Origin of the sequence: Streptomyces sp. ATexAB-D23 (genome assembly GCF_000373645.1) — a bacterium.
Lineage (GTDB): Bacteria > Actinomycetota > Actinomycetes > Streptomycetales > Streptomycetaceae > Streptomyces > Streptomyces castrisilvae.
The window spans coordinates 240052-260711 of record NZ_KB892079.1; the positions used below are offsets into that span (position 1 = coordinate 240052).

Consider the following 20660-nt stretch of genomic DNA (forward strand, 5'->3'; position numbering starts at 1 on the left):
TTTCATCCGGATCGCCGCCGGGCGCGGGCTGATCCGGAGAAAGGCCCTACGTGATGTCCGCGTCCCGGCCGGACGCGCAGCCGGTGTGCTGGACGACCGTGTCGGGGCCCGGCGCGAGCAGATGTTCGTGTCCGTCGTCGAAGCGGACGCGGTACGGGGGAGTGCCCCCGGCCCCGAGGACTTCGACGATCTCCGCGACCCGGTCCTGCTGTCCCACGGTCCTGCCGTGCGTCAGCAGCCGGTCGCCCGTGTGTGCCTCCATCGGGAGTGACCTCCTCACGGGTGGCGTGCCGTTGCCGCCAGTCTAAGACCGGGTACGCCCGGCGCGCTGGGTGAGCGCGATGCAGACCAGGACCGCGACGGCGGCCACCGGCGCCGCCGCCGCGACCTGTTCGTCCAGCAGGAAGAACGACCAGAACAGGGTCAGCAGCGGCTGGGCGAGCTGGAGCTGACTGGCCCGCGCCACCCCGATCTCCGCCATGCCCCGGTACCAGACGTACAGACCGAGGAAGGTGGAGACGGCCGACACCCAGACGAGCCCGACGACCCCGTGCGCCGTCAGCCGCACCGGCTCGTACGCCAGCGCGACGGCGGTACCCGCCAGCGCGAGCGGCAGCGTCAGGATCAGCGCCCAGCCCGTCACCTGCCACCCCGGCATCACCTTCGCCAGCCTGCCGCCCTCGGTGTACCCGGCCGCGCACACCAGCAGCGCCCCGAACAGGAACAGGTCGCCGGCCGACAGCGCCCCGCCGCTCTGCGCCACGGTGAAGGCGATCACCACGGCAGCCCCGGCCACCGCCGCCGCCCAGAACGCGCGGGGCGGGCGTATCCCGGTCCGCAGCGAGGAGAACACGGCCGTGGTCAGCGGCAGCAGCCCGACGACCACCGCCGCGTGCGAGGTCGTCGACGTCCGCAGCGCCAGCGTCGTCAGCAGCGGGAAGCCGACCACCACGCCGCCCGCCACCACGGCCAGGCCCGCCCAGTGCTCCCGGGCCGGCACCCGCACCCGGGCCAGGAGCAGCAGCCCGCCGGAGAGCGCCGCCGCCAGCAGGCTGCGCAGCGCCACCAGGGACCAGGGCCCGAAGCTCTCCAGGCCCCACACCGTGGAGGGGAAGGTCAGCGAGAACGTCACGACACCCAGGAGCGCGAGCAGCGTCCCCCGCCGGGCCGGCCGACGGGCGAAGGGGGCGGGACGCGGGAGGCCGCCCCCGGCGGGCTCGACCGCTATCGTGACCTGTGAAGTAGCGCTATCCTCTGCTCTCATGCGTGAGCGTAGCAGCGTGGTGGAGCTGGCCACAGCCCTGCGGTCGGAGCTGAACCGCTACTCTCCAGGTGAGAAGCTGCCGTCCAGTCGTGCCCTGGTCGAACGGTTCCGGGCCAGTCCGGTGACCGTGTCGCGGGCCGTCGCCCAGCTCGCCGCCGAGGGCCTCGTCGTCACCCGCCCCGGCTCCGGCGCCTACCGGGCCCGGCCCCTCGCCGACGCCGCGCCCCCGGCCGGCGACACCTCCTGGCAGGAGGTCTCGCTCAGCGGCGACGGCGGCCCCGAGGCGGTCCCCCGTACCGTCGACGTCTCCGGCCTGCTGGTCAGCCTGGTCGCCCCACCGACCGGCGTCATCGAGCTGAACGGGGGCTACTTGCACGCCTCGCTCCAGCCCGAACGCGCCCTCGCCGCCGCCCTGACCCGGGCCGGCCGCCGGCCGGGCGCCTGGAGCCGTCCGCCCATCGACGGGCTGACCGAACTGCGCGCCTGGTTCGCCCGGGACATCGGCCCCGCGCTCGGCGCCGCCGACGTGCTGATCACCGCGGGCGGCCAGAGCGCCCTGGCCACCGCGCTGCGGGCGCTCGCCCCGCCCGGCGCGCCCGTGCTCGTGGAGTCGCCCACCTACCCCGGCATGCTGGCGGCCGCCCGAGCCGCGGGGCTGCGCCCGGTCCCCGTCCCGGTGGACCGCGACGGTGTGCGCCCCGACCTGCTCGCCGCAGCTTTCCACGCCACCGGCGCCCGCGTCTTCGTGTGCCAGCCCCTCTTCCAGAACCCGACCGGCACCGTCCTGTCCAAGGCCCGGCGCCCCGAAGTCGTCCGGATCGCCCGGGAGGCGGGGGCGTTCGTCATCGAGGACGACTTCGCCCGGCTCCTCGCCCACGACGACGCGGGCCCGCTGCCCAGACCGCTGGCCGCCGACGACCCCGACGGAGTCGTCGTCCACACCCGCTCGCTCACCAAGGCCGCCTCGCCCAGCCTGCGGGTGGGCGCGCTCGCCGCCCGGGGCCCGGCCCTGGAGCGGCTGCGCGGCATCCAGATCGTGGACAGCTTCTTCGTCCCCCGGCCGCTCCAGGAGGCCGCCCTCGAACTGGTCGGCTCACCCGCCTGGGGCCGCCACCTGCGGTCCGTGTCGGCGGAACTGCGCGCCCGGCGTACGGCGATGACGGCGGCGCTGCGCGAGGCGCTGCCCGGCCTCGCGCTGCCGCACATCCCGGTGGGCGGCGGCTACCTCTGGCTGCGGCTGCCCGGGGCCGAGGCCGGGACGGACGAGTCCGCCATGGTCCAGGCGGCGCTGCGCGCGGGGGTGGCCGTCGCGCCGGGGCGGCCCTACTTCGGCGCCGAGCCCCCGGCACCGCAGATCCGGCTGAGCTTCGCCTCGGTCGCCGGGCCGGCCGAACTCGCCGAGGGCGTGCGCCGGCTGCGTACCGCCTGGGAGGGCACCCCGGCCGTCCTGCCGCCCGGACCCTGACCGAGGGATCCGTCGTACGGGTGTGCGGAGGCACTCTTGACCGGCGCCGCGATCGGCTCCACGATCGCGGCCATGAGTGTTCGAGTCTCGCTCGTCGCCGCAGCGCGTGGTTCCGCCCTGCTCGCCGAGCGCTTCGACGACGACCGGCCGCTCGACGAGGCGGGCTGGCACGCGGTGCGGTTCGCCGCCCCCGCTCTGATGTCCCTGGGCGACGCCGAACTGCGCTACTGCTCACCGACCCCGCGCAGCCGCGCCACGGGCCGGGCGCTCGGCTTCCACCCGCTGGTCCAGCCGGCGCTGCGCGACTGCGACATGGGGCGGTGGCGGGGCTGCACACTCGCCGATGTCACCGCGCGCGAACCGGCGGCCGTCGACGCCTGGCTGGCGGACCCGCGCGCGGCGCCGCACGGCGGCGAACCGCTCCTCGCGTTCATCACACGGATAGGCGGCTGGCTGGACACCCGCCCCGCCTGCGACGGCGCCATCGTCGCGGTCGCCGAGCCTGCCGTCGTGCGGGCCGCCCTCGTCTACGCGCTGAAGGCCCCGCCGTCCTCGTACTGGAACGTGGACGTCGGCCCGCTCTCCACCGTCACGCTCACCGGCCTGCCGCGCCGCTGGTCCCTGCGCCTGGAGGCGGGGGTGGGCTGAGGCGGGGCCGCTTTGGGGCCGGGCGCTTTGGGACCACGACGGACACGAACATCTGCTCGCACCGGGCGCGGCGGCCGGTGCGCGGGGCGCCGGCCGTCGCGCCCGGATGCGCCACGTGGCGGTCAGTCCTCCTGGCCGGGGGCCTTCGGCTCCCCGGGGGCGGGCGTGCCCTGGGCGGCGACCAGGAGCGAGAGCGCCTCGGAGATGCCCCGCTCGGCGGTCGCCTTGTCGATGCCGAGACCGCTGAGCACGCCCGAGCCGTCCTCGTGCTCCAGCAGGGCGAGCAGGATGTGCTCGGTGCCGATGTAGTTGTGCCCCATCCGCAGGGCCTCGCGGAAGGTCAGCTCCAGCGCCTTGCGGGCGTCGCCGTTGTACGGGATCAGCTCGGGGATCTCGCCCTCCGCGGCGGGCGGCAGCGCCTCGGTCGCGGCCTGCCGGACCGAGTCCAGGACCACGCCCTGCGCCCTGATGAACGCGGCGGCGAGCCCTTCCGGCTCACTGAGCAGACCGAGGACCAGGTGTTCGGTGCCGATCTCCGCGTTGGAGGCGGCCCGCGCCTCGTTCTGCGCGGCCATGACCACGTTCTTGGCGCGCGCGGTGAAGCGGCCGAAGCCCTGGCTCGGGTTGAGGTCGGAGCCCTCTGCGGGGTCCTTGGCGACGAAGCGCTTCTGTGCCGCCTGCCGCGTCACCCCCATGCTCTTGCCGATCTCGGTCCAGGAGGCGCCGGAGCGGCGGGCCTGGTCCACGAAGTGGCCGATGAGGTGGTCGGCGACGTCGCCGAGGTGGTCGGCGGCGATGACGGCGTCCTGGAGCTGGTCGAGGGCGTCGGGATGGACCTTCTTGATGGCTGCGATGAGGTCGTCGAGACGGACGGGTTGCGTCGGACCTACGGGATTCGTCATGTGTCAACCGTAAGTTGACAGGTGAGGGGTGTCAACTATCGGTTGACGCTGCATCGATCCTTACGTTCTCGCCACGAATGACGGACGCGCCGGCCGACGGTGTACGTCGTCCGGCGCGTCCGGTCGGCTGTCAGCCGAGAGGTGCGGGGTGCGGGATCAGAGGACCCCGGAGTCGGCGATGGTGACCTTCGCCTTGGTGCGGCCGCTCTGCGAGCCGAGGGCCTCGATCTTCTTGACCAGGGACATGCTGTCCTCGTCGGCGACCTCGCCGAAGACGACGTGCTTGCCGTCCAGCCAGGACGTCACGATGGTCGTGATGAAGAACTGCGAACCGTTCGAGTTCGGGCCGGCGTTGGCCATGGAGAGCAGGCCGGGCTTGGTGTGCGCCAGCTTGAAGTTCTCGTCCTCGAACTTGGCACCGTAGATGCTCTTGCCGCCCGTGCCGTCGCCACGGGTGAAGTCGCCGCCCTGGAGCATGAACTCGGGGATGACGCGGTGGAAGGAGGAACCCTTGTAGCCGAAGCCGTTCTGCCCGGTCGCCAGCTGGCGGAAGTTCTCAGCGGTACGGGGAACGACGTCGTCGAACAGATTGAAGACGATCCGCCCGGCGGGCTCGTCGTTGATGGTGATGTCGAAGAAAACCTGACTCGTCATGGAACCATCCTGACATCTTCCCGGACCGCCCCGGCGCCCCGCCCCCTCACACGCCCGTCTTCCCGTCGATCCGCTCGCGCAGCAGATCGGCGTGTCCGCTGTGACGGGCGTACTCGCCGATCATGTGGTGGTGGATCCACCGGAGATTCACCTCGCCGCCCATGAAGGGCACCGATTCCTCCAGCGACCGCGCCGCGCACACCGCGCGGGACACGGCGATCTCCTCCTGCCAGGCCGCTACGGCACCCGCGAATGCGGCGTCCCCGGAGAGCTCGAACCCTCCGCTGTGGGCCCCGGGACCGGCCGGCCCGCCGTGCAGCGGCGGCACGTCCTCACCGGTCAGGATCCGGCGGAACCAGGTTCGCTCGACCTCCGCGAGATGCTGGACGAGCCCCATCAGCGTCAGCGACGACGGCGGTACGGAGGCGAGGCGCACCTGCTCCTCGGTGAGGCCCTCGCACTTCTCGGCCACGGTGGCCCGGTAGAAGTCGAGCCAGCTCTCCAGGCCGGTCCGTTCGTCGGCGTCCAGCGGGGGCATCGGGCGTGCGGTGTGCGTCATGGTCACCGATGCTGCCAGGCGGGTCTGACAGTCGCGCCCCGGACCGCCTGCCTACGGACGCCGGCGGGGCTTGGCGCGCTTGGCCGCCGCCCCGCTCCTGGCCCCGCGCGCGCCCTTCGCGCCCTTGGCTCCCGCGGAACCGCTCTTCCCGGCCGCGGGCTTCCGCCGCGCCCCCTGGCCGCCCCCGTCGCGCTTGGGCTTCTCCTTCGCAGGGGCCGCGGGCGGAGTGGAGCGCCCCCGCGAGCTGTTCACGGTCCGCCCGCGCACGATGCCGATGAAGTCCTCCACCCGGTCGGTGGTCTTCTCCTGCGGCCACGACAGCGCGATGCGCGACTCCGGCGCGTCCGACAGCGGGCGGTACGTCAGGTCCTTGCGGTGGTGCAGCCGGGCGAGCGACTGCGGGACGACGAGGACGCCCACCCCCGCCGCCACCAGTTCCACGGCGTCCGCCGTCGTCGCCGGACGCTCGATCGCGGGGCGGCCGGGCAGCCGCTCCCAGACCAGGGTGTCGTCCTGCGGGTGGAGCACGATCTCGTCGGCCAGCTCGGCGAGGGACAGCTCGTCGACGGCTGCGACCACGTGGTCCTTCGGGACCACCACGACGGTCGTCTCCGTGTAGAGGGGGATCGCGCTGAGATCGGTGCCGTCGACGGGCAGCCGGACGAACCCGGCGTCCGCGCCGCCCGCGCGCAGCAGGTCCCGCGCCCCGGCGGCGGGCACCGGGACGAGGTCCAGGGGGATGCCGGGCAGACGCTCGTGCCAGATCCGTACCCACTTGGTGGGCGTCACTCCGGGGACGTACGCCAGCCGGAACGAAGGGGATGCTTCCGAGCCTGTCACCCCGCCAGGTTACCGGTCGTGCCGGTCGTGGTCGGATCGACCGCAGGCGCTGGATACCCTTGGCACCATGAAGTCCCACCAGAGCGCCCAGACCATGAAGCCCGCGACCGCGGCGAAGAAGCTGGGTGTGTACCTCGACGCCACCCCCGCCGAATTCCAGGACGGTGTCGTCTCGCGCGCCGAGCTGGCGGCCCTCCAGGCCGACCCTCCCCAGTGGCTGCGCGACCTGCGGAGCAATGGCCCGCACCCGCGCCCGGTCGTCGCCTCCAAGCTGGGCGTCTCCATCTCGGGCCTGGCCCGCGGCGGGGTCACGGAACCCCTGACCACGGAGCAGATCGAGGCGCTGAAGCAGGACGACCCGGAGTGGCTGCGCAAGGAGCGCGCCACCCAGGCCGACGTCCGCAAGGAGAACGTCCGCATCAAGGAGCGGAACGCCGAACGCGAGGCGAAGGAGCGGGACGACCGCGCCTGACCCCCCGGGGAGACGCCTGTGGGTGGCCCCCGTCCCGTACGCACAGAACGGGGGCCACCCACACGTCGTTCGGAACAGGGGCCACCCACACGTCGTTCAGTCGCTGATGCCGGGCCCGTTGTCGTTGGACAGGTTCAGGCCGAACCCGGCCCCCTTCACGAGCGCGCCCAGGTCGACCGGGTTGAACGCGAAGGCACCCGCCGCGGTCAGGCCCGAGGAGGTGCCGCGCAGGGACCACACCGCGCCGCCGTCCGCGACCGCCTCCAGGTCCTCGCCGGGCGCACCGGCCACCAGGTCCGCCCTGCCGTCGTTGTCGAGGTCGAGCAGCCGGACCGAACCGCCGAAGTGGTCACCGGCCTCCGCCACGCCCGGCACGCCCGCGGTCTCCTGGTGGAAGGCCTGCGCACCGGTGCCGCTCAGACCGCCGGGGCCGCCCTTCAGCAGCACGACCGCGCCCGCCGCCCTCGTCTTCTCGATGGCCTCGAACGGCACACCCACCGCCAGGTCGGCGTAACCGTCGCCGTTGACGTCGCCCGCACTGAGCCGGGCGCCGAACTGGTCGCCCTTCTCGCTCACCCCGGGCACGCCGGCGGTGTCCTGGGTGATCGTCTTGGTCCGGGTGGTGCTGGGGCCGGAGGCGGAGCCGTAGTAGATCCTGACGGTGCCAGGGTCCGCGGGGAAGTCCTCCACGATGTCGCCCGGTACCACGCGGGTGGCGAGGTCGTCCTTGCCGTCCTTGTCGAAGTCACCCACCGCGAGGGCCGAGGCGCCGGGGAGCGGGGTGGAGAGCGGCGACAGACCCTCGGGGGTGCCCAGCCACAGCTTGGCGCCCTCGGAGTGCTCCTCGTACACGTAGGTCGTGCACAGGTCGTCGATGCCGTCGCCGTTGAAGTCGCCCACGGCGGTGGTGCCCATGTAGTTGTCCGTGTCGAACATCGTCACCAGCTGCTCGCGGGCGGGCACCCCGGACCGGTCGAACGGCCCGTACAGCACGCTGCGTTCCTCGTACTCCCCGCCGTGGTCCAGCATCAGGTCCGTGGTGCCGTCGCCGTCGAAGTCACCCGCGGTGAGGTTGGACCCCACCTGGCTGTCGGGCGGCGCGGCCAGCCGCACCGCGCCCTGTCCGGTCAGGCCGCCGGTGCGGCCCCACAGGACGATCACCGAGCCGAAGTTGTTCGGGGACGTCAGCCATTCGTTGGCGTACAGCGCCAGGTCGGTCAGGCCGTCGTGGTCGAGGTCCTCGGCGACCATCCGGGAACCGAGGCTGTTGCCGTTCTCGGGTTCGCCCGGCACACCGGGCGTGTTCTGGTCGATGACGGTCGTGTGCGCGGTGCTCAGGCCCTGTGCGGAGCCGTAGGCGACGGTGATGTACCCCGCCCACTCATGGCCGTCGACAGCGGCGGCGGGGGCCGCGACGACGACGTCCTGGTAGCCGTCCCCGTTGAAGTCCTCCCGCACGGTGGTGGTTGCCGTTCCCCCGGCCGTACCCGCGTGCCCGCCGCCGGGCGCCGCGACGGCCGTGCCGCAGGACAGCGCCGTCGCGGCACAGACGGTTACGGCCAGCATGGTGCGAATGCCCACAGGATCTCCTTGGTCGCGTACGCGGAGCCATTGGCGTACGAGGTGTGAGGGCTCACAGGGGAGACAGCCGCGAACGGGAGAAGGTTGCCCGGCGAACGGAAGGTGAACTCGGCGCGCGGGCAAAGGAGTCGGGGCCCGGCGGGGGCGGTCCGTGGCCGCCCCCGCACCCGGCCCCGCGCTGCTCAGCTGCCGGCGAGGAGGGTGAGTGTGTCGATCACCCGGTTCGAGAAGCCCCACTCGTTGTCGTACCAGGCGGACACCTTGATGTGGCGGCCGTCGACCCGGGTGAGCGCCGAGTCGAAGATCGAGGAGGCCGGATTGCCGGTGATGTCGGCCGACACGAGCGGGTCCTCGGAGTATTCGAGAACGCCCGCCAGGGGGCCTTCGGCCGCGGCCCGGTACGCCTCCAGCACCTGGTCACGGGTCACGTCGCGCGCCACCGTCGTGTTCAGCTCGACGATCGAACCGACCGGGACCGGTACGCGGATGGAGTCGCCGGACAGCTTGCCCTCCAGGCGGGGCAGCACCAGGCCGATCGCCTTGGCCGCGCCGGTCGTGGTCGGCACGATGTTGACCCCGGCGGCGCGGGCGCGGCGGGGGTCGCGGTGCGGCCCGTCCTGGAGATTCTGCTCCTGCGTGTAGGCGTGCACGGTGGTCATGAAGCCGTGCTCGATGCCCGCGAGGTCGTCCAGCACCGACGCCAGCGGCGCGAGCGCGTTGGTGGTGCAGGAGGCGTTCGACACGATCGTGTGCAGCTCGGGGTCGTACGCGTCGCTGTTGACCCCGTACGCCAGCGTCACGTCGGCACCGTCCGACGGCGCGGCGACCAGCACCCGCTTCGCGCCGGCGTCGAGGTGGGCACGGGCGGCCTTGGCGGAGGTGAAACGGCCGGTCGCCTCCAGGGCGATGTCGACGCCGAGTTCCGCCCAGGGCAGCTTGGCGGGCTCCCGCTCGGCGAGCACCTTGATGCGGCGGCCGTCGACCACGAGGGTGTCGCCGTCCACCGTGACGGGGCGGCCCAGCCGGCCGGCCGTCGTGTCGAACGCGAGCAGCCGGGCGAGGGCGGTGGGCTCCGTGAGGTCGTTGACGGCGACGATGTCGAGGTCGCTGTCGCGTTCGAGCAGCGCGCGCAGCACGTTGCGTCCGATGCGGCCGAATCCGTTGATGGCGATGCGAGTCATGAGATGTCCCTTTCTCTCTCTGCCCCTCCACCATCGCGCCCGGCGGCCGCCCGGGACAGCGGCGCGATCGCCATGGTCCGTAAGGATCCCGCCAGCCCCTCGCGGTCCGCGCGGGAGGCCGCCGCGTGCCGCCCGTCCGCCCTGGTCATTCGCCCTGGGCGAAGGTGCGCCGGTACTCGCTCGGTGTGGTGCCGAGGATCCGCTGGAAGTGCAGCCGCAGATTGGCGCCCGTGCCGAGCCCGACATCGGCGGCGATCTGCTCGACCCCCCGCTCGGAGCGTTCGAGCAGCTCGCGGGCCATGTCGACGCGGGCGCGCATGACCCACTGCATCGGCGTGTAGCCGGTGTCCTCGGCGAAGCGCCGCGAGAAGGTCCGGGGAGAGACGGCCGCGTGCCGGGCGAGCGCGTCGAGGGTCAGGGGCTCGCCCAGCCGGTGCAGCGCCCACTCGCGGGTCGCGGCGAACCGCTCGCCCAGCGGCTCGGGCACGCTGCGCGGCACGTACTGCGCCTGGCCACCGCTGCGGTAGGGCGCCGCGACCAGCCGCCTGGCCGCGTAGTTGGAGGCCGCCACCCCGAGGTCGCCGCGCAGCACGTGCAGGCACAGGTCGATCCCGGAGGCGGCACCGGCCGAGGTGAGCACGCTGCCCTCGTCGACGAACAGCACGTTCTCGTCGACCCGGACCAGCGGGTACTTCGCGGCGAGCGCCCGCGTGTAGTGCCAGTGCGTCGTGGCCCGCAGCCCGTCGAGCAGCCCGGTCGCGGCCAGCGCGAACGCCCCGGTCGAGATGGCGGCCAGCCGCGCCCCCCGCTCGTGCGCGGCGACCAGCGCGTCGATCACCGCCCGGGGCGGGTCGTCCCGGTCCGGCAGCCGGTACCCCGGCACGAACACGATGTCCGCCCAGGCGAGCGCGTCGAGCCCGTGCGTGACGTAGTAGGCCAGCCCGTCGCCCCCGGCCACGAGTCCGGGCGCAGCCCCGCACACCCGGACCTCGTACGGCATGCTCGCCCGGGTCGTGAAGACCTGGGCCGGAATCCCGACGTCGAGCGGCTTCGCGCCTTCGAGCACGAGGACCGCGACGCGATGCGGACGGGGGCGGGAGGATGGCGCCGGCATGGGCGTGAGGGTACGCGGCCGCGCGGCGCCCGCCGCTTCCCCCGGCCCGGCCGCGCAGCCGCGCCGGGCCCCGGGGCCTACGGTTTCGTGGCCGCGGGCGACCCGCCGAGGGTGACCGGGCCGAGGCCCGGCGGCAGGTCGGCGACGGCACGGGCCACGGCCTCCCGGGCGGTGGCGAACCGGCCGAGATCGCCGGTCACCAGCCCCCTGCCCACCCCGAACACACCGTCGCCGCCCGCCGAAAGGCATGGCCCCACCACCTTCAGGGCCGGGCGGGTCGCGGTGGAGAAACGCAGAGCCCAGTGGCTCGTGAACGGGTAGAGGGCACGGAGCGCCGGCTCGGCGTACGCCGCCCCGACCAGGGAGCGGTACGCCGGCGCCCACGGATACTCCAGCCCGGCCGCCTCCTGCCGCAGGCCCTGCCACTCGGACTCCGTCAGCCGTACGGGGTCACGATCCGGCACCTCGAACCGGCCGGTGGGACGCGCGAAGGGCGCCACCGCGTGGATGTCCGCCAGGGACGCCCCGTCGTACCAGGCCCGCGCAGCCCTCGCCACCTGCGCCAGTTGGTCCGTCCCGCCTTCGAGCACCGGCAGGGACTGGAAGGTGTCCGCCCCTCTGATGTGCCACCGCCGCTCGACCCGCCACGCGCTGATCACCAGCGGTTCGCGGTGCGGCAGCGCGGTGGGGACCGCCGCGTGGAACAACGGCTCGGAGCGTGCGGACGTGACGGGGACACCGTCCAGGCGGCCCCCCGCCTCGGCCCGGAGAGCGGCGGCGAGGCTGCCGTGCGCCGCGACTTCGGGGTACAGGGCGGCCGGCCCGCCAGGTGTGGTCATCCCGCCGATCCTGCCCGACCCGGGGCGGGAACGGAACGGGCGCGAGCCGTCAGTCGAGGCAGAACTCGTTGCCCTCGACGTCCTGCATGTTGAGGCACGACTCGTTCTCCTCGTCGGCGAGCAGCAGCTGCCCGCGCACCGCGCCGAGCGGGATCAGCCGCGCGCATTCCGCCTCCAGCGCGGCCAGCCGCTCCTCGCCCACCAGCCCCGTGCCCACCCGCACATCGAGATGCACCCGGTTCTTGGCGACCTTGCCCTCGGGGACGCGCTGGAAGTACATCCGCGGGCCCGCCCCCGTGGGGTCGGAACAGGAGAACCCGGCGTTGCGCCGCTCGGGCGGCAGCGAGTCGTTGTAGGCGTCCCACGTGGCGAACCCCTCCGGGGGCGGCGGCGCGACATACCCCAGCACCTCGCACCAGAAACGGGCGACGCGCTCCGGGTCCGCACAGTCGAAGGTCACCTGGAACTGCTTGATCGTTGCCATGAGTTCAGCCTAGGGGGAGCGGTCTCGTACGCCCATACGAGTCGCTCACCGGCGCCTCGCCGCGCGGGCGACAAGGATGTCCCGCCGGCCCCGAACATCGCCGCACCCGCGAGACCCGGACGCTGCTCGACCGTATCGACGGCGCCTGAGGCATCGCGCAACGCACACACATTCTTTGCATAAAAGTGCATCGCTGCGTATAGTCATGCCATCGACGAGGAGGCTATCGATGGCGGTACGTGCAGCAGTGGCAGGAGCGAGCGGATACGCGGGCGGGGAACTGCTCCGCCTGCTGCTCGTCCACCCCGAGGTGGAGATCGGCGCCCTGACCGCGAACTCCAACGCGGGACAGCCCCTCGGAGCCCTGCAACCGCACCTGCGGCCCCTGGCCGGCCGGATTCTCCGGCCGACCACCGCCGACGTGCTCGCCGGACACGACGTCGTCTTCCTCGCGCTGCCGCACGGGCAGTCCGCCGCCGTGGCCGAGCAGCTCGGTGACGAGGTCCTCGTGGTGGACATGGGCGCCGACTTCCGCCTCCGCGAAGCCGCCGACTGGGAGCAATTCTACGGCTCGCCGCACGCCGGCACCTGGCCCTACGGGCTGCCCGAACTGCCCAGCGGGCGGGCCGCCCTGGCGGGGAGCAAGCGCATCGCGGTGCCCGGCTGCTACCCGACCGCCGTCTCCCTCGCGCTCTTCCCGGCGTACGCGGCGCGGCTCGCCGAGCCCGAGGCCGTGATCGTCGCCGCGTCCGGGACCTCCGGCGCCGGCAAGGCGGCCAAGCCGCATCTGCTCGGCTCCGAGGTGATGGGCAACATGTCGCCGTACGGCGTCGGCGGCGTCCACCGGCACACGCCCGAGATGATCCAGAACCTCAGCGCCGCCGCCGGTGAGCCCGTCACCGTGTCCTTCACGCCGACCCTCGCGCCGATGCCCCGCGGCATCCTCGCCACGTGCAGCGCGAAGGCGAAGCCGGGGACGAGCGCCGAGACCGTACGCGCCGCCTACGAGAAGGCCTACGCGGACGAGCCGTTCGTCGATCTGCTGCCCGAGGGGCAGTGGCCCGCGACCGCCGCCGTGTACGGCTCCAACGCCGTACAGATCCAGGTGGCGTACGACGCGGCGGCCGGCCGGATCATCGTGATCAGCGCCATCGACAACCTCGCCAAGGGCACCGCGGGCGGCGCCCTGCAGTCCATGAACATCGCCCTCGGACTGCCCGAGGACACAGGTCTTTCCACGATCGGAGTCGCACCGTGAGCGTCACGGCAGCACAGGGATTCTCGGCGGCGGGCATCGCCGCCGGAATCAAGGAGAACGGCAACCCGGACCTGGCCCTCGTGGTCAACAACGGTCCGCGCCGCGCCGCCGCGGGCGTCTTCACCTCCAACCGCGTCAAGGCCGCCCCGGTCCTGTGGTCGGAACAGGTCGTCAAGGGCGGCGAGGTCACCGCCGTCGTCCTCAACTCCGGCGGCGCCAACGCCTGTACGGGCCCGCAGGGCTTCCAGGACACCCACGCCACCGCCGAGAAGGCCGCCGAGGTGCTGGACGGCCACAGCGCCGGTGAGATCGCCGTCGCCTCCACCGGGCTCATCGGCCTCCTGCTGCCCATGGACAAGCTGCTCCCCGGCATCGAGAAGGCCGCGGCCGCCCTCAGCGAGCACGGCGGCGAGAAGGCCGCCATCGCCATCAAGACCACCGACTCCGTGCACAAGACCGCCGTGGCAGGCGGCGAGGGCTGGACCGTCGGCGGCATGGCCAAGGGCGCCGGCATGCTCGCCCCCGGCCTGGCCACCATGCTCGTCGTGCTCACCACCGACGCCGACGTGGACGCCCCCGCGCTCGACGCCGCCCTGCGCGACGCCACCCGCACCACCTTCGACCGGGTCGACTCCGACGGCTGCATGTCCACCAACGACACCGTGCTGCTCCTGGCCTCCGGTGCCAGCGGGATCACCCCGGAGCAGAAGGACTTCGCCGAGGTCGTACGGGCGGTCTGCGACGACCTGGCCCGCCAGCTCATCGGGGACGCCGAGGGCGCCTCCAAGGACATCCGGATCGAGGTCGTGAACGCCGCGACCGAGGACGACGCCGTCGAGGTGGGCCGCTCCATCGCCCGCAACAACCTCCTCAAGTGCGCGATCCACGGCGAGGACCCCAACTGGGGCCGGGTGCTCTCCGCCATCGGCACGACGAAGGCCGCCTTCGAGCCGGACGCGCTGAACGTCGCGATCAACGACGTGTGGGTGTGCCGCGAAGGCGCCGTCGGCGAGGACCGCGATCTGGTCGACATGCGCTTCAGGGAGGTCCGGATCACCGCCGACCTCGCCGCGGGGACCGAGTCGGCGGTCATCTGGGCCAACGACCTCACCGCGGACTACGTCCACGAGAACAGCGCGTACAGCTCATGAGCGCCGCGCGGAAGCACACCGCACTCCCGAAGGCGCAGACCCTCATCGAGGCCCTGCCCTGGCTGACCCGGCACAACGGCAAGACCGTCGTCATCAAGTTCGGCGGCAACGCCATGGTCGACGAGGAGCTGAAGGCGGCCTTCGCCCAGGACGTCGTCTTCCTGCGGCACGCCGGCCTCAAACCCGTCGTCGTGCACGGCGGCGGCCCGCAGATCAGCGCCCAGCTCGACAAGCAGGGCCTGGTCAGTGAGTTCAAGGCCGGGCTGCGCGTCACCACGCCCGAGGCGATGGACGTCGTACGGATGGTGCTCGCCGGGCAGGTCCAGCGCGAGCTGGTCGGCCTGCTCAACCAGCACGGGCCGCTCGCCGTCGGCATGACCGGCGAGGACGCCCACACCATCACCGCCATACAGCACCGGCCCACCATCGACGGCGAGCCCGTCGACATCGGCCGGGTCGGCGAGATCACCGCCATCGACACCGGAGCCATCCAGGCCCTGCTGGACGACGGCCGCATCCCGGTCATCTCCTCCATCGCCCGCTCCGCCGACGACAGCCACGTCTACAACGTCAACGCCGACACCGCGGCCGCCGCGCTCGCCGCCGCGCTGGACGCCGAGACGCTGATGGTCCTCACGGATGTGGAAGGGCTGTACGAGGACTGGCCCAACAGCGACGACGTGATCAGCCGGCTCACCGCCACCGAACTGGAGAAGCTCCTGCCGGAACTCTCCAGCGGCATGGTGCCAAAGATGCAGGGCTGCCTGCACGCCGTACGCAACGGGGCGGAGACGGCCCGCGTCATCGACGGCCGGGTCCAGCACTCGATCCTGCTGGAGATCTTCACCGACGAGGGAATCGGCACGATGGTCGTGCCCGACGCGCAGGGGGAATCATGACCAACGCCGCACTCTCACAGCGCTGGCAGCAGGCGCTGATGGACAACTACGGCACCCCGAAGCTCTCCCTCGTGCGCGGCGAGGGCGCCCGGGTGTGGGACGCCGACGGCACCGAGTACCTCGACTTCGTCGGCGGGATCGCGGTCAACGCCCTGGGCCACGCCCACCCCGCCGTCGTCGAGGCGGTCACCCGCCAGATCTCCACCCTCGGCCACGTCTCCAACCTGTTCATCGCCGAACCGCCCGTCGCGCTCGCCGAACGGCTGCTCCAGCTCTTCGGCCGCACCGGCAAGGTCTACTTCTGCAACTCGGGCGCCGAGGCCAACGAAGCCGCGTTCAAGATCGGCCGGCTGACCGGGCGTACCCACATGGTCGCCACCGACGGCGGCTTCCACGGCCGGACCATGGGCGCCCTCGCCCTCACCGGCCAGCCCAGGAAGCGCGAGGCCTTCACCCCGCTGCCCGGAGACGTCACGCACGTCCCGTACGGCGACGCGGACGCGCTGCGGGCCGCCGTGACCACCGACACCGCGCTGGTGATCATCGAGCCGGTCCAGGGCGAGAACGGCGTCGTCGTCCCGCCCGGGGGCTACCTGGAGGCCGCCCGGGAGATCACCCGGGCCACCGGCACGCTCCTCGTCCTGGACGAGGTGCAGACCGGGATCGGCCGGTGCGGCACCTGGTTCGAGCACCAGGCCCACCAGGGCGTCGAGCCCGATGTCGTCACCCTCGCCAAGGGGCTCGGCGGCGGGCTGCCGATCGGTGCGACGGTCGCGTTCGGCGCCGCCGCCGATCTGCTCGCGCCCGGCCAGCACGGCACGACGTTCGGCGGCAACCCGGTCGCCTGCGCGGCCGGCCTCGCGGTCCTCGACACCCTCGCCGCCGACGGCGCGCTGGACCGGGTGAAGCGGCTCGGCGAACGCCTCCGCAACGGCGTGGAGGCCCTGAACCACCCCCTGGTCTCCCATGTCAGGGGCTCCGGCCTGCTGCTGGGTATCGTGCTCACCGAGCCCCTCGCGCCCCAGGCGCAACAGGCGGCTCAGGGAGCCGGCCTCCTGGTGAACGTACCCGCCCCCGATGTCCTGCGGCTGATGCCGCCGCTGACCATCGGGGACGCGGAGGTGGACGCGTTCCTCGGGGCGCTGCCCGGCGCCCTCGACGCGGCATACGGGGACGGACGATCCGGAGAGAAGCGATCCGGAGAATGAGGCGACGACGATGACCGAGGCGCAGGAATCCGAGTTCGGCGGGCCGTCCGTGCCGCAGACCCGCACGGCACGCCACCGCCGGATCGTGGACATCCTCAACCGGCAGCCGGTGCGCTCGCAGAGCCAGCTGGCCAAGCTCCTCAGCGACGACGGGCTGAGCGTCACCCAGGCGACGCTCTCCCGCGACCTGGACGAGCTGGGCGCGGTGAAGATCCGCAACACCGGGGGCGAGCTGATCTACGCGGTGCCGAGCGAGGGCGGATTCCGCACCCCGCAGGCACCGCTGGGCGGCTCCGCCAAGGAGGAGCGGATGCGCCGGCTCTCCGCCGAACTGCTCATCTCGGCCGAGGCGTCGGCCAACCTGGTGGTGCTGCGCACACCGCCGGGCGCCGCCCAGTTCCTGGCGTCCTCGATCGACCAGGCCGAACTGCACGACATCCTCGGCACCATCGCGGGCGACGACACACTGATGCTGATCAGCCGTGATCCGGCCGGCGGGCAGGCGCTCGCCGACCACCTGCTGCGGCTCGCGCAGAACGAACGCTGACGGCGGGCGCCGGCCTCAGTAGTTGGTGATCGCGGTCGCGCCGGAGACGGTGCCGATCGCGATGTGGGGGCTGCGGGCCGGATCGGCCCAGGCCAGGATGCGGTCCATCGCGGCCGCCGGTACGGAGACGCAACCGGCGGTCGCCCCGCTGCCGTTGACGTGCAGGAAGATTCCGGCGCCCCGGCCGCGTACCGGCTTGTCGTAGTTGAAGCCGACGACGAGGGCACGCGCGTACTGTGTGGGGTACGCGGTCAGCTGCTCGGACTCGGCGGCCCGGCAGTCGGCGGGCAGCGGCTCCACCCAGCGGTTGTAGTCGCGCGCCTCGTTGTCCTCGCACCACCACGAGGCGCTGTTGGCCTGCCGGTACGGGTAACGCGTCCCGGCCGGCGCCGCCTTGGTGCCGAAGGCGTACGGCAGGTCGTACAGGCCGGTGGGCGTCGTCCAGGTGCCCTGCGTGCGTGAGGCGCCCTCGGCCAGGCCCTTGGACCCGAACCGCGCCGCCGCCGTACCGGCCGCCACCCACCGCCCGCCGCGCAGGTCCCACCAGGTGAGCGTGCCGGTCGTGGACGAGGTGGCGTCCGCCATGGCCGTGATCAGCTGGGTGCCGCCGCCCGTGTCGGCCAGCCGCACCGGCAGCGGTGCCGTGGCCAGTGGGGGCCGCCCGGCCCCGACCAGGGCGCCGAGAGCCAGCAGGACCGAACCGGTTGCCAGGAGTCTTCGCATGACCGGACCTTAGAACGCTCCGGCCGGATCAGCGCGGGGAAGCGGCGTATCCGGCGGCCCGCAGCAGCCGTTGCGCCGCCACCCGTGTGGCCCGGGGCCGGTCCGGGGCGTGGCGCGCGTCCAGCCACTCCCGGGGAAAACCGGCCGCGTGCGGCAGCAGGGCGCGGGTGGCCGCCCTGACGACGGGGGGTGACGGATCGTCCAGCAGCGGGGCCAGCCCGTCCCGTGTCACCGCGTCGAGCGCCCTCAGCCCGGTGACCGCCTGGACGCGCACGGCCGGGACCGGGTGGCGGACCAGGGGCCACAGCGTGCCGGCGTCCGAGCGGTCGCCGCACTCGCCGAGCCCGGCGGCTGCGCCGGGCTCGGTGATCTCCCCGCCGCACAGCGCCCGGTACAGGGGCAGCGGGTCGCCCCCGCCCTGGCGCACCACGTACCGCGCGCAGGCCCGTACGACACTCGAACGGTCGGCGAGATGGGCCCGCGCCCCGTCGTACCGTCCGGTGCGCCGCAGCGCGGTGACGCCCGCCGCCCGGACGCGGGGCGCCCTGGCCGTCAGCAGGACGTCGAGCACCTGCCCGTGCTCCTCCTCCCGCATCGAGACGATGGCCGCGTCCGCGCACAGGTCCTGGAGGGTGGCGTCGCCCGAGCGCGCGGCGATGCGGGCCAGCCGGGCCGGCGGGAGGAGGACGCGGTCGACGGCGATGCGGTGGGCGAGCCGGCGCGTGGCCCGGTCCTCGCTCGCGAGCAGGGTGTGCACGGGACCGGCCGGGCCCTCGCGCAGTACGCGGTCGAGCAGATCCACGGCGAACTCGCCCTGCCCGCGCCGGTCCAGCAGCAGGATCAGCGGGGCCTGCGCCAGGAGGCAGGCGGTGGGTGTCCTCGCCAGCAGGGTCCGGGCCCGGTCGCGTACCGGAGCGGCCCAGTCCGCGCAGCGCACGATCAGCAGCGGCAGCAGCGCGGGGTAGCGGGAGACGTGACCGAGCGCCGCCTCACGGACCCTGCCGTCGGGGTGGCACAGGGCGACGGCGGTCGCGGACGCGGAGCCGGCCCGGTCCGGGTGGCTCCCGAGCTCGTACGGCAGGTCCCGCACCGCGTGGTCGAAGGCGACCCAGGACTCCGCCGATGCCGTGCTGCCGAGCGCTTCGTGCGGGGACAGGCCGTCGGCGACGCGCCGCGCCGTCGTCCAGGCGTCGTTCATGATTCCCCCTGAGGTGTGCCGGGTGCCGACCGTATCGGGGGCTGCGGGAGCCGGGCACGCGTATTTTTGGCGGGCCCTCCACCGCTCAACGACGGGCCCGCCACCGTCTTTGACAAACCATGCAGTGGACCGCATAGTTATGCCTGTCAGTGATCGTGGCGGCGGCCGCACCGTGGATGGCGCCGGTGGCCGGGCATCCGATCCCCCTGGTTCTTCCGAGGAGCACGCAGTGAGCAACGGCAACGGCAACGGCGATGTACGTCTCTGGGGCGCCCGCTTCGCCGACGGCCCGGCCGAGGCGCTGGCCCGGCTGTCCGCCTCCGTCCACTTCGACTGGCGGCTCGCGCCGTACGACATCGCCGGCTCCCGCGCCCACGCCCGCGTCCTCAGCAAGGCGGGGCTGCTCACCGAGGACGAGCTGACACGGATGATCGCGGGCCTGGACCAGCTGGAGGCGGACGTCGCCGACGGCTCCTTCACCGGCACCATCGCCGACGAGGACGTCCACACCGCCCTGGAGCGCGGTCTGCTGGAGCGGCTCGGCCCCGACCTCGGTGGCAAGCTGCGCGCCGGCCGGTCCCGGAACGACCAGATCGCCACGCTCTTCCGGATGTACCTGCGCGACCACGCCCGCACCATCGGTGCTCTGGTCGCCGACCTCCAGGACGCCCTGGTCGGCCTCGCCGAGGCGCACCCGGACGTCGCCATGCCCGGCCGTACACACCTCCAGCACGCGCAGCCGGTGCTCTTCGCCCACCACATCCTGGCCCACGTCCAGTCCCTGTCCCGGGACGCGGAGCGGCTGCGGCAGTGGGACGAGCGGACCGCCGTCTCCCCGTACGGCTCCGGCGCGCTCGCCGGCTCCTCGCTCGGCCTGGACCCGGAGGCGGTCGCCGCCGACCTCGGCTTCGAGCGGGGTTCGGTGGGCAACTCGATCGACGGCACGGCGTCCCGGGACTTCGTCGCCGAGTTCGCGTTCGTCACCGCGATGATCGGCGTCAACCTCTCCCGGATCGCCGAGGAGATCATCATCTGGAACACGAAGGAGTTCTCCTTCGTCACCCTGCACGACGCCTTCTCCACCGGTTCCTCGATCATGCCGCAGAAGAAGAACCCCGACATCGCCGAGCTGGCCCGGGGCAAGTCGGGGCGGCTCATCGGCAACCTGACCGGCCTCATGGCCACGCTCAAGGCCCTGCCGCTCGCGTACAACCGCGACCTCCAGGAGGACAAGGAGCCGGTCTTCGACTCCTGCGACCAGCTGGAGGTCCTGCTCCCCGCCTTCACCGGCATGATGGCGACGCTCACCGTGAACCGCGCCCGCATGGAGGAGCTGGCCCCGGCCGGCTTCTCGCTCGCCACCGACATCGCCGAGTGGCTGGTCAAGAAGGGCGTGCCCTTCCGCGTCGCGCACGAGGTCGCCGGCGAGTGCGTCAAGGAGTGCGAGCACCACGGCATCGAGCTGGACGAGCTGACCGACGAGCAGTTCGCCAAGATCTCCGAGCACCTCACCCCGGAGGTCCGCTCCGTCCTCAACGTGGCCGGTGCGCTCGCCTCCCGCGACGGCCGGGGCGGCACCGCCCCGTCGGCCGTCGCCGCCCAGCTCGCCGAGGTCAAGGCGGACCTCGCCGTGCAGCACGCCTGGGCGGACGCGGGCAAGTAGCCGGACACGC

General features: G+C 73.2%; 22 protein-coding genes. 9 read left to right on the forward strand and 13 right to left on the reverse strand.

The window, feature by feature from the left end; all coding sequences use genetic code 11:
* Positions 1-46 precede the first annotated feature (46 nt).
* Both B082_RS0133800 and B082_RS0133805 read right to left on the reverse strand, forming a co-directional pair.
* Positions 47-262, reverse strand: a complete 216-nt coding sequence (locus B082_RS0133800) for a DUF1918 domain-containing protein (protein WP_018556201.1) — start codon at positions 260-262, stop codon at positions 47-49.
* A 42-nt stretch (positions 263-304) separates the two neighbouring features.
* On the reverse strand, positions 305-1264 hold the full coding sequence (locus tag B082_RS0133805) for a DMT family transporter (RefSeq protein WP_026250460.1): 960 nt from the start codon (positions 1262-1264) through the stop codon (positions 305-307).
* Here B082_RS0133805 and B082_RS0133810 point away from each other — a divergent pair.
* Together B082_RS0133810 and B082_RS0133815 are read left to right on the forward strand one after the other, a co-directional pair.
* A complete protein-coding gene (locus tag B082_RS0133810) occupies positions 1263-2729 on the forward strand; it encodes a PLP-dependent aminotransferase family protein (protein WP_026250461.1) in 1467 nt (488 codons plus the stop codon). The genes B082_RS0133805 and B082_RS0133810 overlap by 2 nt on opposite strands.
* Positions 2730-2801: 72 nt before the next feature.
* Positions 2802-3377: a histidine phosphatase family protein gene (locus tag B082_RS0133815; RefSeq protein WP_026250462.1), complete on the forward strand. Its 576-nt coding sequence runs from the start codon at positions 2802-2804 to the stop codon at positions 3375-3377.
* 122 nt (positions 3378-3499) lie between these two features.
* On the opposite strand, the gene B082_RS0133820 is transcribed toward B082_RS0133815, so the two are convergent.
* The 4 genes from B082_RS0133820 to B082_RS0133835 all read right to left on the reverse strand — a co-directional run bounded on the left by B082_RS0133820 (position 3500) and on the right by B082_RS0133835 (position 6332).
* Complete coding sequence (locus B082_RS0133820; RefSeq protein WP_018556205.1) at positions 3500-4279, reverse strand: Clp protease N-terminal domain-containing protein; 780 nt, start codon at positions 4277-4279, stop codon at positions 3500-3502.
* A 156-nt stretch (positions 4280-4435) separates the two neighbouring features.
* Positions 4436-4933: a peptidylprolyl isomerase gene (locus B082_RS0133825; protein WP_018556206.1), complete on the reverse strand. Its 498-nt coding sequence runs from the start codon at positions 4931-4933 to the stop codon at positions 4436-4438.
* Positions 4934-4979: 46 nt separating this feature from the next.
* Positions 4980-5492, reverse strand: a complete 513-nt coding sequence (locus B082_RS0133830; RefSeq protein ID WP_026250463.1) for a DinB family protein — start codon at positions 5490-5492, stop codon at positions 4980-4982.
* 51 nt (positions 5493-5543) lie between these two features.
* Complete coding sequence (locus tag B082_RS0133835) at positions 5544-6332, reverse strand: LysR substrate-binding domain-containing protein (RefSeq protein ID WP_026250464.1); 789 nt, start codon at positions 6330-6332, stop codon at positions 5544-5546.
* Positions 6333-6399: 67 nt separating this feature from the next.
* Between B082_RS0133835 and B082_RS0133840 the strand changes: the two genes are divergently transcribed.
* On the forward strand, positions 6400-6804 hold the full coding sequence (locus tag B082_RS0133840; protein ID WP_018556209.1) for a DUF5997 family protein: 405 nt from the start codon (positions 6400-6402) through the stop codon (positions 6802-6804).
* Positions 6805-6900: 96 nt separating this feature from the next.
* Here B082_RS0133840 and B082_RS0133845 read toward each other — a convergent pair whose 3' ends face one another.
* The 5 genes from B082_RS0133845 to B082_RS0133865 all read right to left on the reverse strand — a co-directional run bounded on the left by B082_RS0133845 (position 6901) and on the right by B082_RS0133865 (position 12003).
* A complete protein-coding gene (locus B082_RS0133845; protein WP_018556210.1) occupies positions 6901-8370 on the reverse strand; it encodes an FG-GAP-like repeat-containing protein in 1470 nt (489 codons plus the stop codon).
* A gap of 197 nt (positions 8371-8567) precedes the next feature.
* Positions 8568-9566, reverse strand: a complete 999-nt coding sequence (gene gap, locus B082_RS0133850) for a type I glyceraldehyde-3-phosphate dehydrogenase (RefSeq protein WP_018556211.1) — start codon at positions 9564-9566, stop codon at positions 8568-8570.
* 145 nt (positions 9567-9711) lie between these two features.
* Positions 9712-10680 (reverse strand): GlxA family transcriptional regulator, encoded by a 969-nt coding sequence (locus B082_RS0133855; protein ID WP_026250465.1) that lies wholly within the window; start codon positions 10678-10680, stop codon positions 9712-9714.
* A gap of 77 nt (positions 10681-10757) precedes the next feature.
* Positions 10758-11519 (reverse strand): DUF6193 family natural product biosynthesis protein, encoded by a 762-nt coding sequence (locus B082_RS0133860; protein ID WP_018556213.1) that lies wholly within the window; start codon positions 11517-11519, stop codon positions 10758-10760.
* A gap of 49 nt (positions 11520-11568) precedes the next feature.
* Positions 11569-12003, reverse strand: a complete 435-nt coding sequence (locus B082_RS0133865) for a VOC family protein (protein ID WP_018556214.1) — start codon at positions 12001-12003, stop codon at positions 11569-11571.
* A 229-nt stretch (positions 12004-12232) separates the two neighbouring features.
* Between B082_RS0133865 and argC the strand changes: the two genes are divergently transcribed.
* The 5 genes from argC to B082_RS0133890 are packed head-to-tail and all read left to right on the forward strand — an operon-like array spanning position 12233 to position 17066.
* Positions 12233-13261: an N-acetyl-gamma-glutamyl-phosphate reductase gene (argC, locus tag B082_RS0133870; protein WP_026250466.1), complete on the forward strand. Its 1029-nt coding sequence runs from the start codon at positions 12233-12235 to the stop codon at positions 13259-13261.
* Positions 13258-14412 (forward strand): bifunctional glutamate N-acetyltransferase/amino-acid acetyltransferase ArgJ, encoded by a 1155-nt coding sequence (argJ, locus tag B082_RS0133875; RefSeq protein ID WP_018556216.1) that lies wholly within the window; start codon positions 13258-13260, stop codon positions 14410-14412. The genes argC and argJ overlap by 4 nt, the downstream gene beginning before the upstream one ends.
* On the forward strand, positions 14409-15311 hold the full coding sequence (argB, locus tag B082_RS0133880; RefSeq protein ID WP_018556217.1) for an acetylglutamate kinase: 903 nt from the start codon (positions 14409-14411) through the stop codon (positions 15309-15311). Before argJ ends, argB begins: the two co-directional genes overlap by 4 nt.
* Entirely contained in the window at positions 15308-16519 is a 1212-nt protein-coding gene (locus tag B082_RS0133885) for an acetylornithine transaminase (RefSeq protein ID WP_018556218.1), read from the forward strand. Before argB ends, B082_RS0133885 begins: the two co-directional genes overlap by 4 nt.
* A gap of 10 nt (positions 16520-16529) precedes the next feature.
* Positions 16530-17066, forward strand: coding sequence for an arginine repressor (locus B082_RS0133890; RefSeq protein ID WP_018556219.1), 537 nt, complete (start codon positions 16530-16532; stop codon positions 17064-17066).
* Between the two features lie 15 nt (positions 17067-17081).
* On the opposite strand, the gene B082_RS0133895 is transcribed toward B082_RS0133890, so the two are convergent.
* Positions 17082-17789, reverse strand: coding sequence for a L,D-transpeptidase family protein (locus B082_RS0133895; protein ID WP_018556220.1), 708 nt, complete (start codon positions 17787-17789; stop codon positions 17082-17084).
* Between the two features lie 28 nt (positions 17790-17817).
* On the reverse strand, positions 17818-18987 hold the full coding sequence (locus B082_RS0133900) for a hypothetical protein (RefSeq protein WP_018556221.1): 1170 nt from the start codon (positions 18985-18987) through the stop codon (positions 17818-17820).
* 229 nt (positions 18988-19216) lie between these two features.
* Between B082_RS0133900 and argH the strand changes: the two genes are divergently transcribed.
* Complete coding sequence (gene argH, locus B082_RS0133905; RefSeq protein ID WP_018556222.1) at positions 19217-20650, forward strand: argininosuccinate lyase; 1434 nt, start codon at positions 19217-19219, stop codon at positions 20648-20650.
* Positions 20651-20660 lie beyond the last annotated feature (10 nt).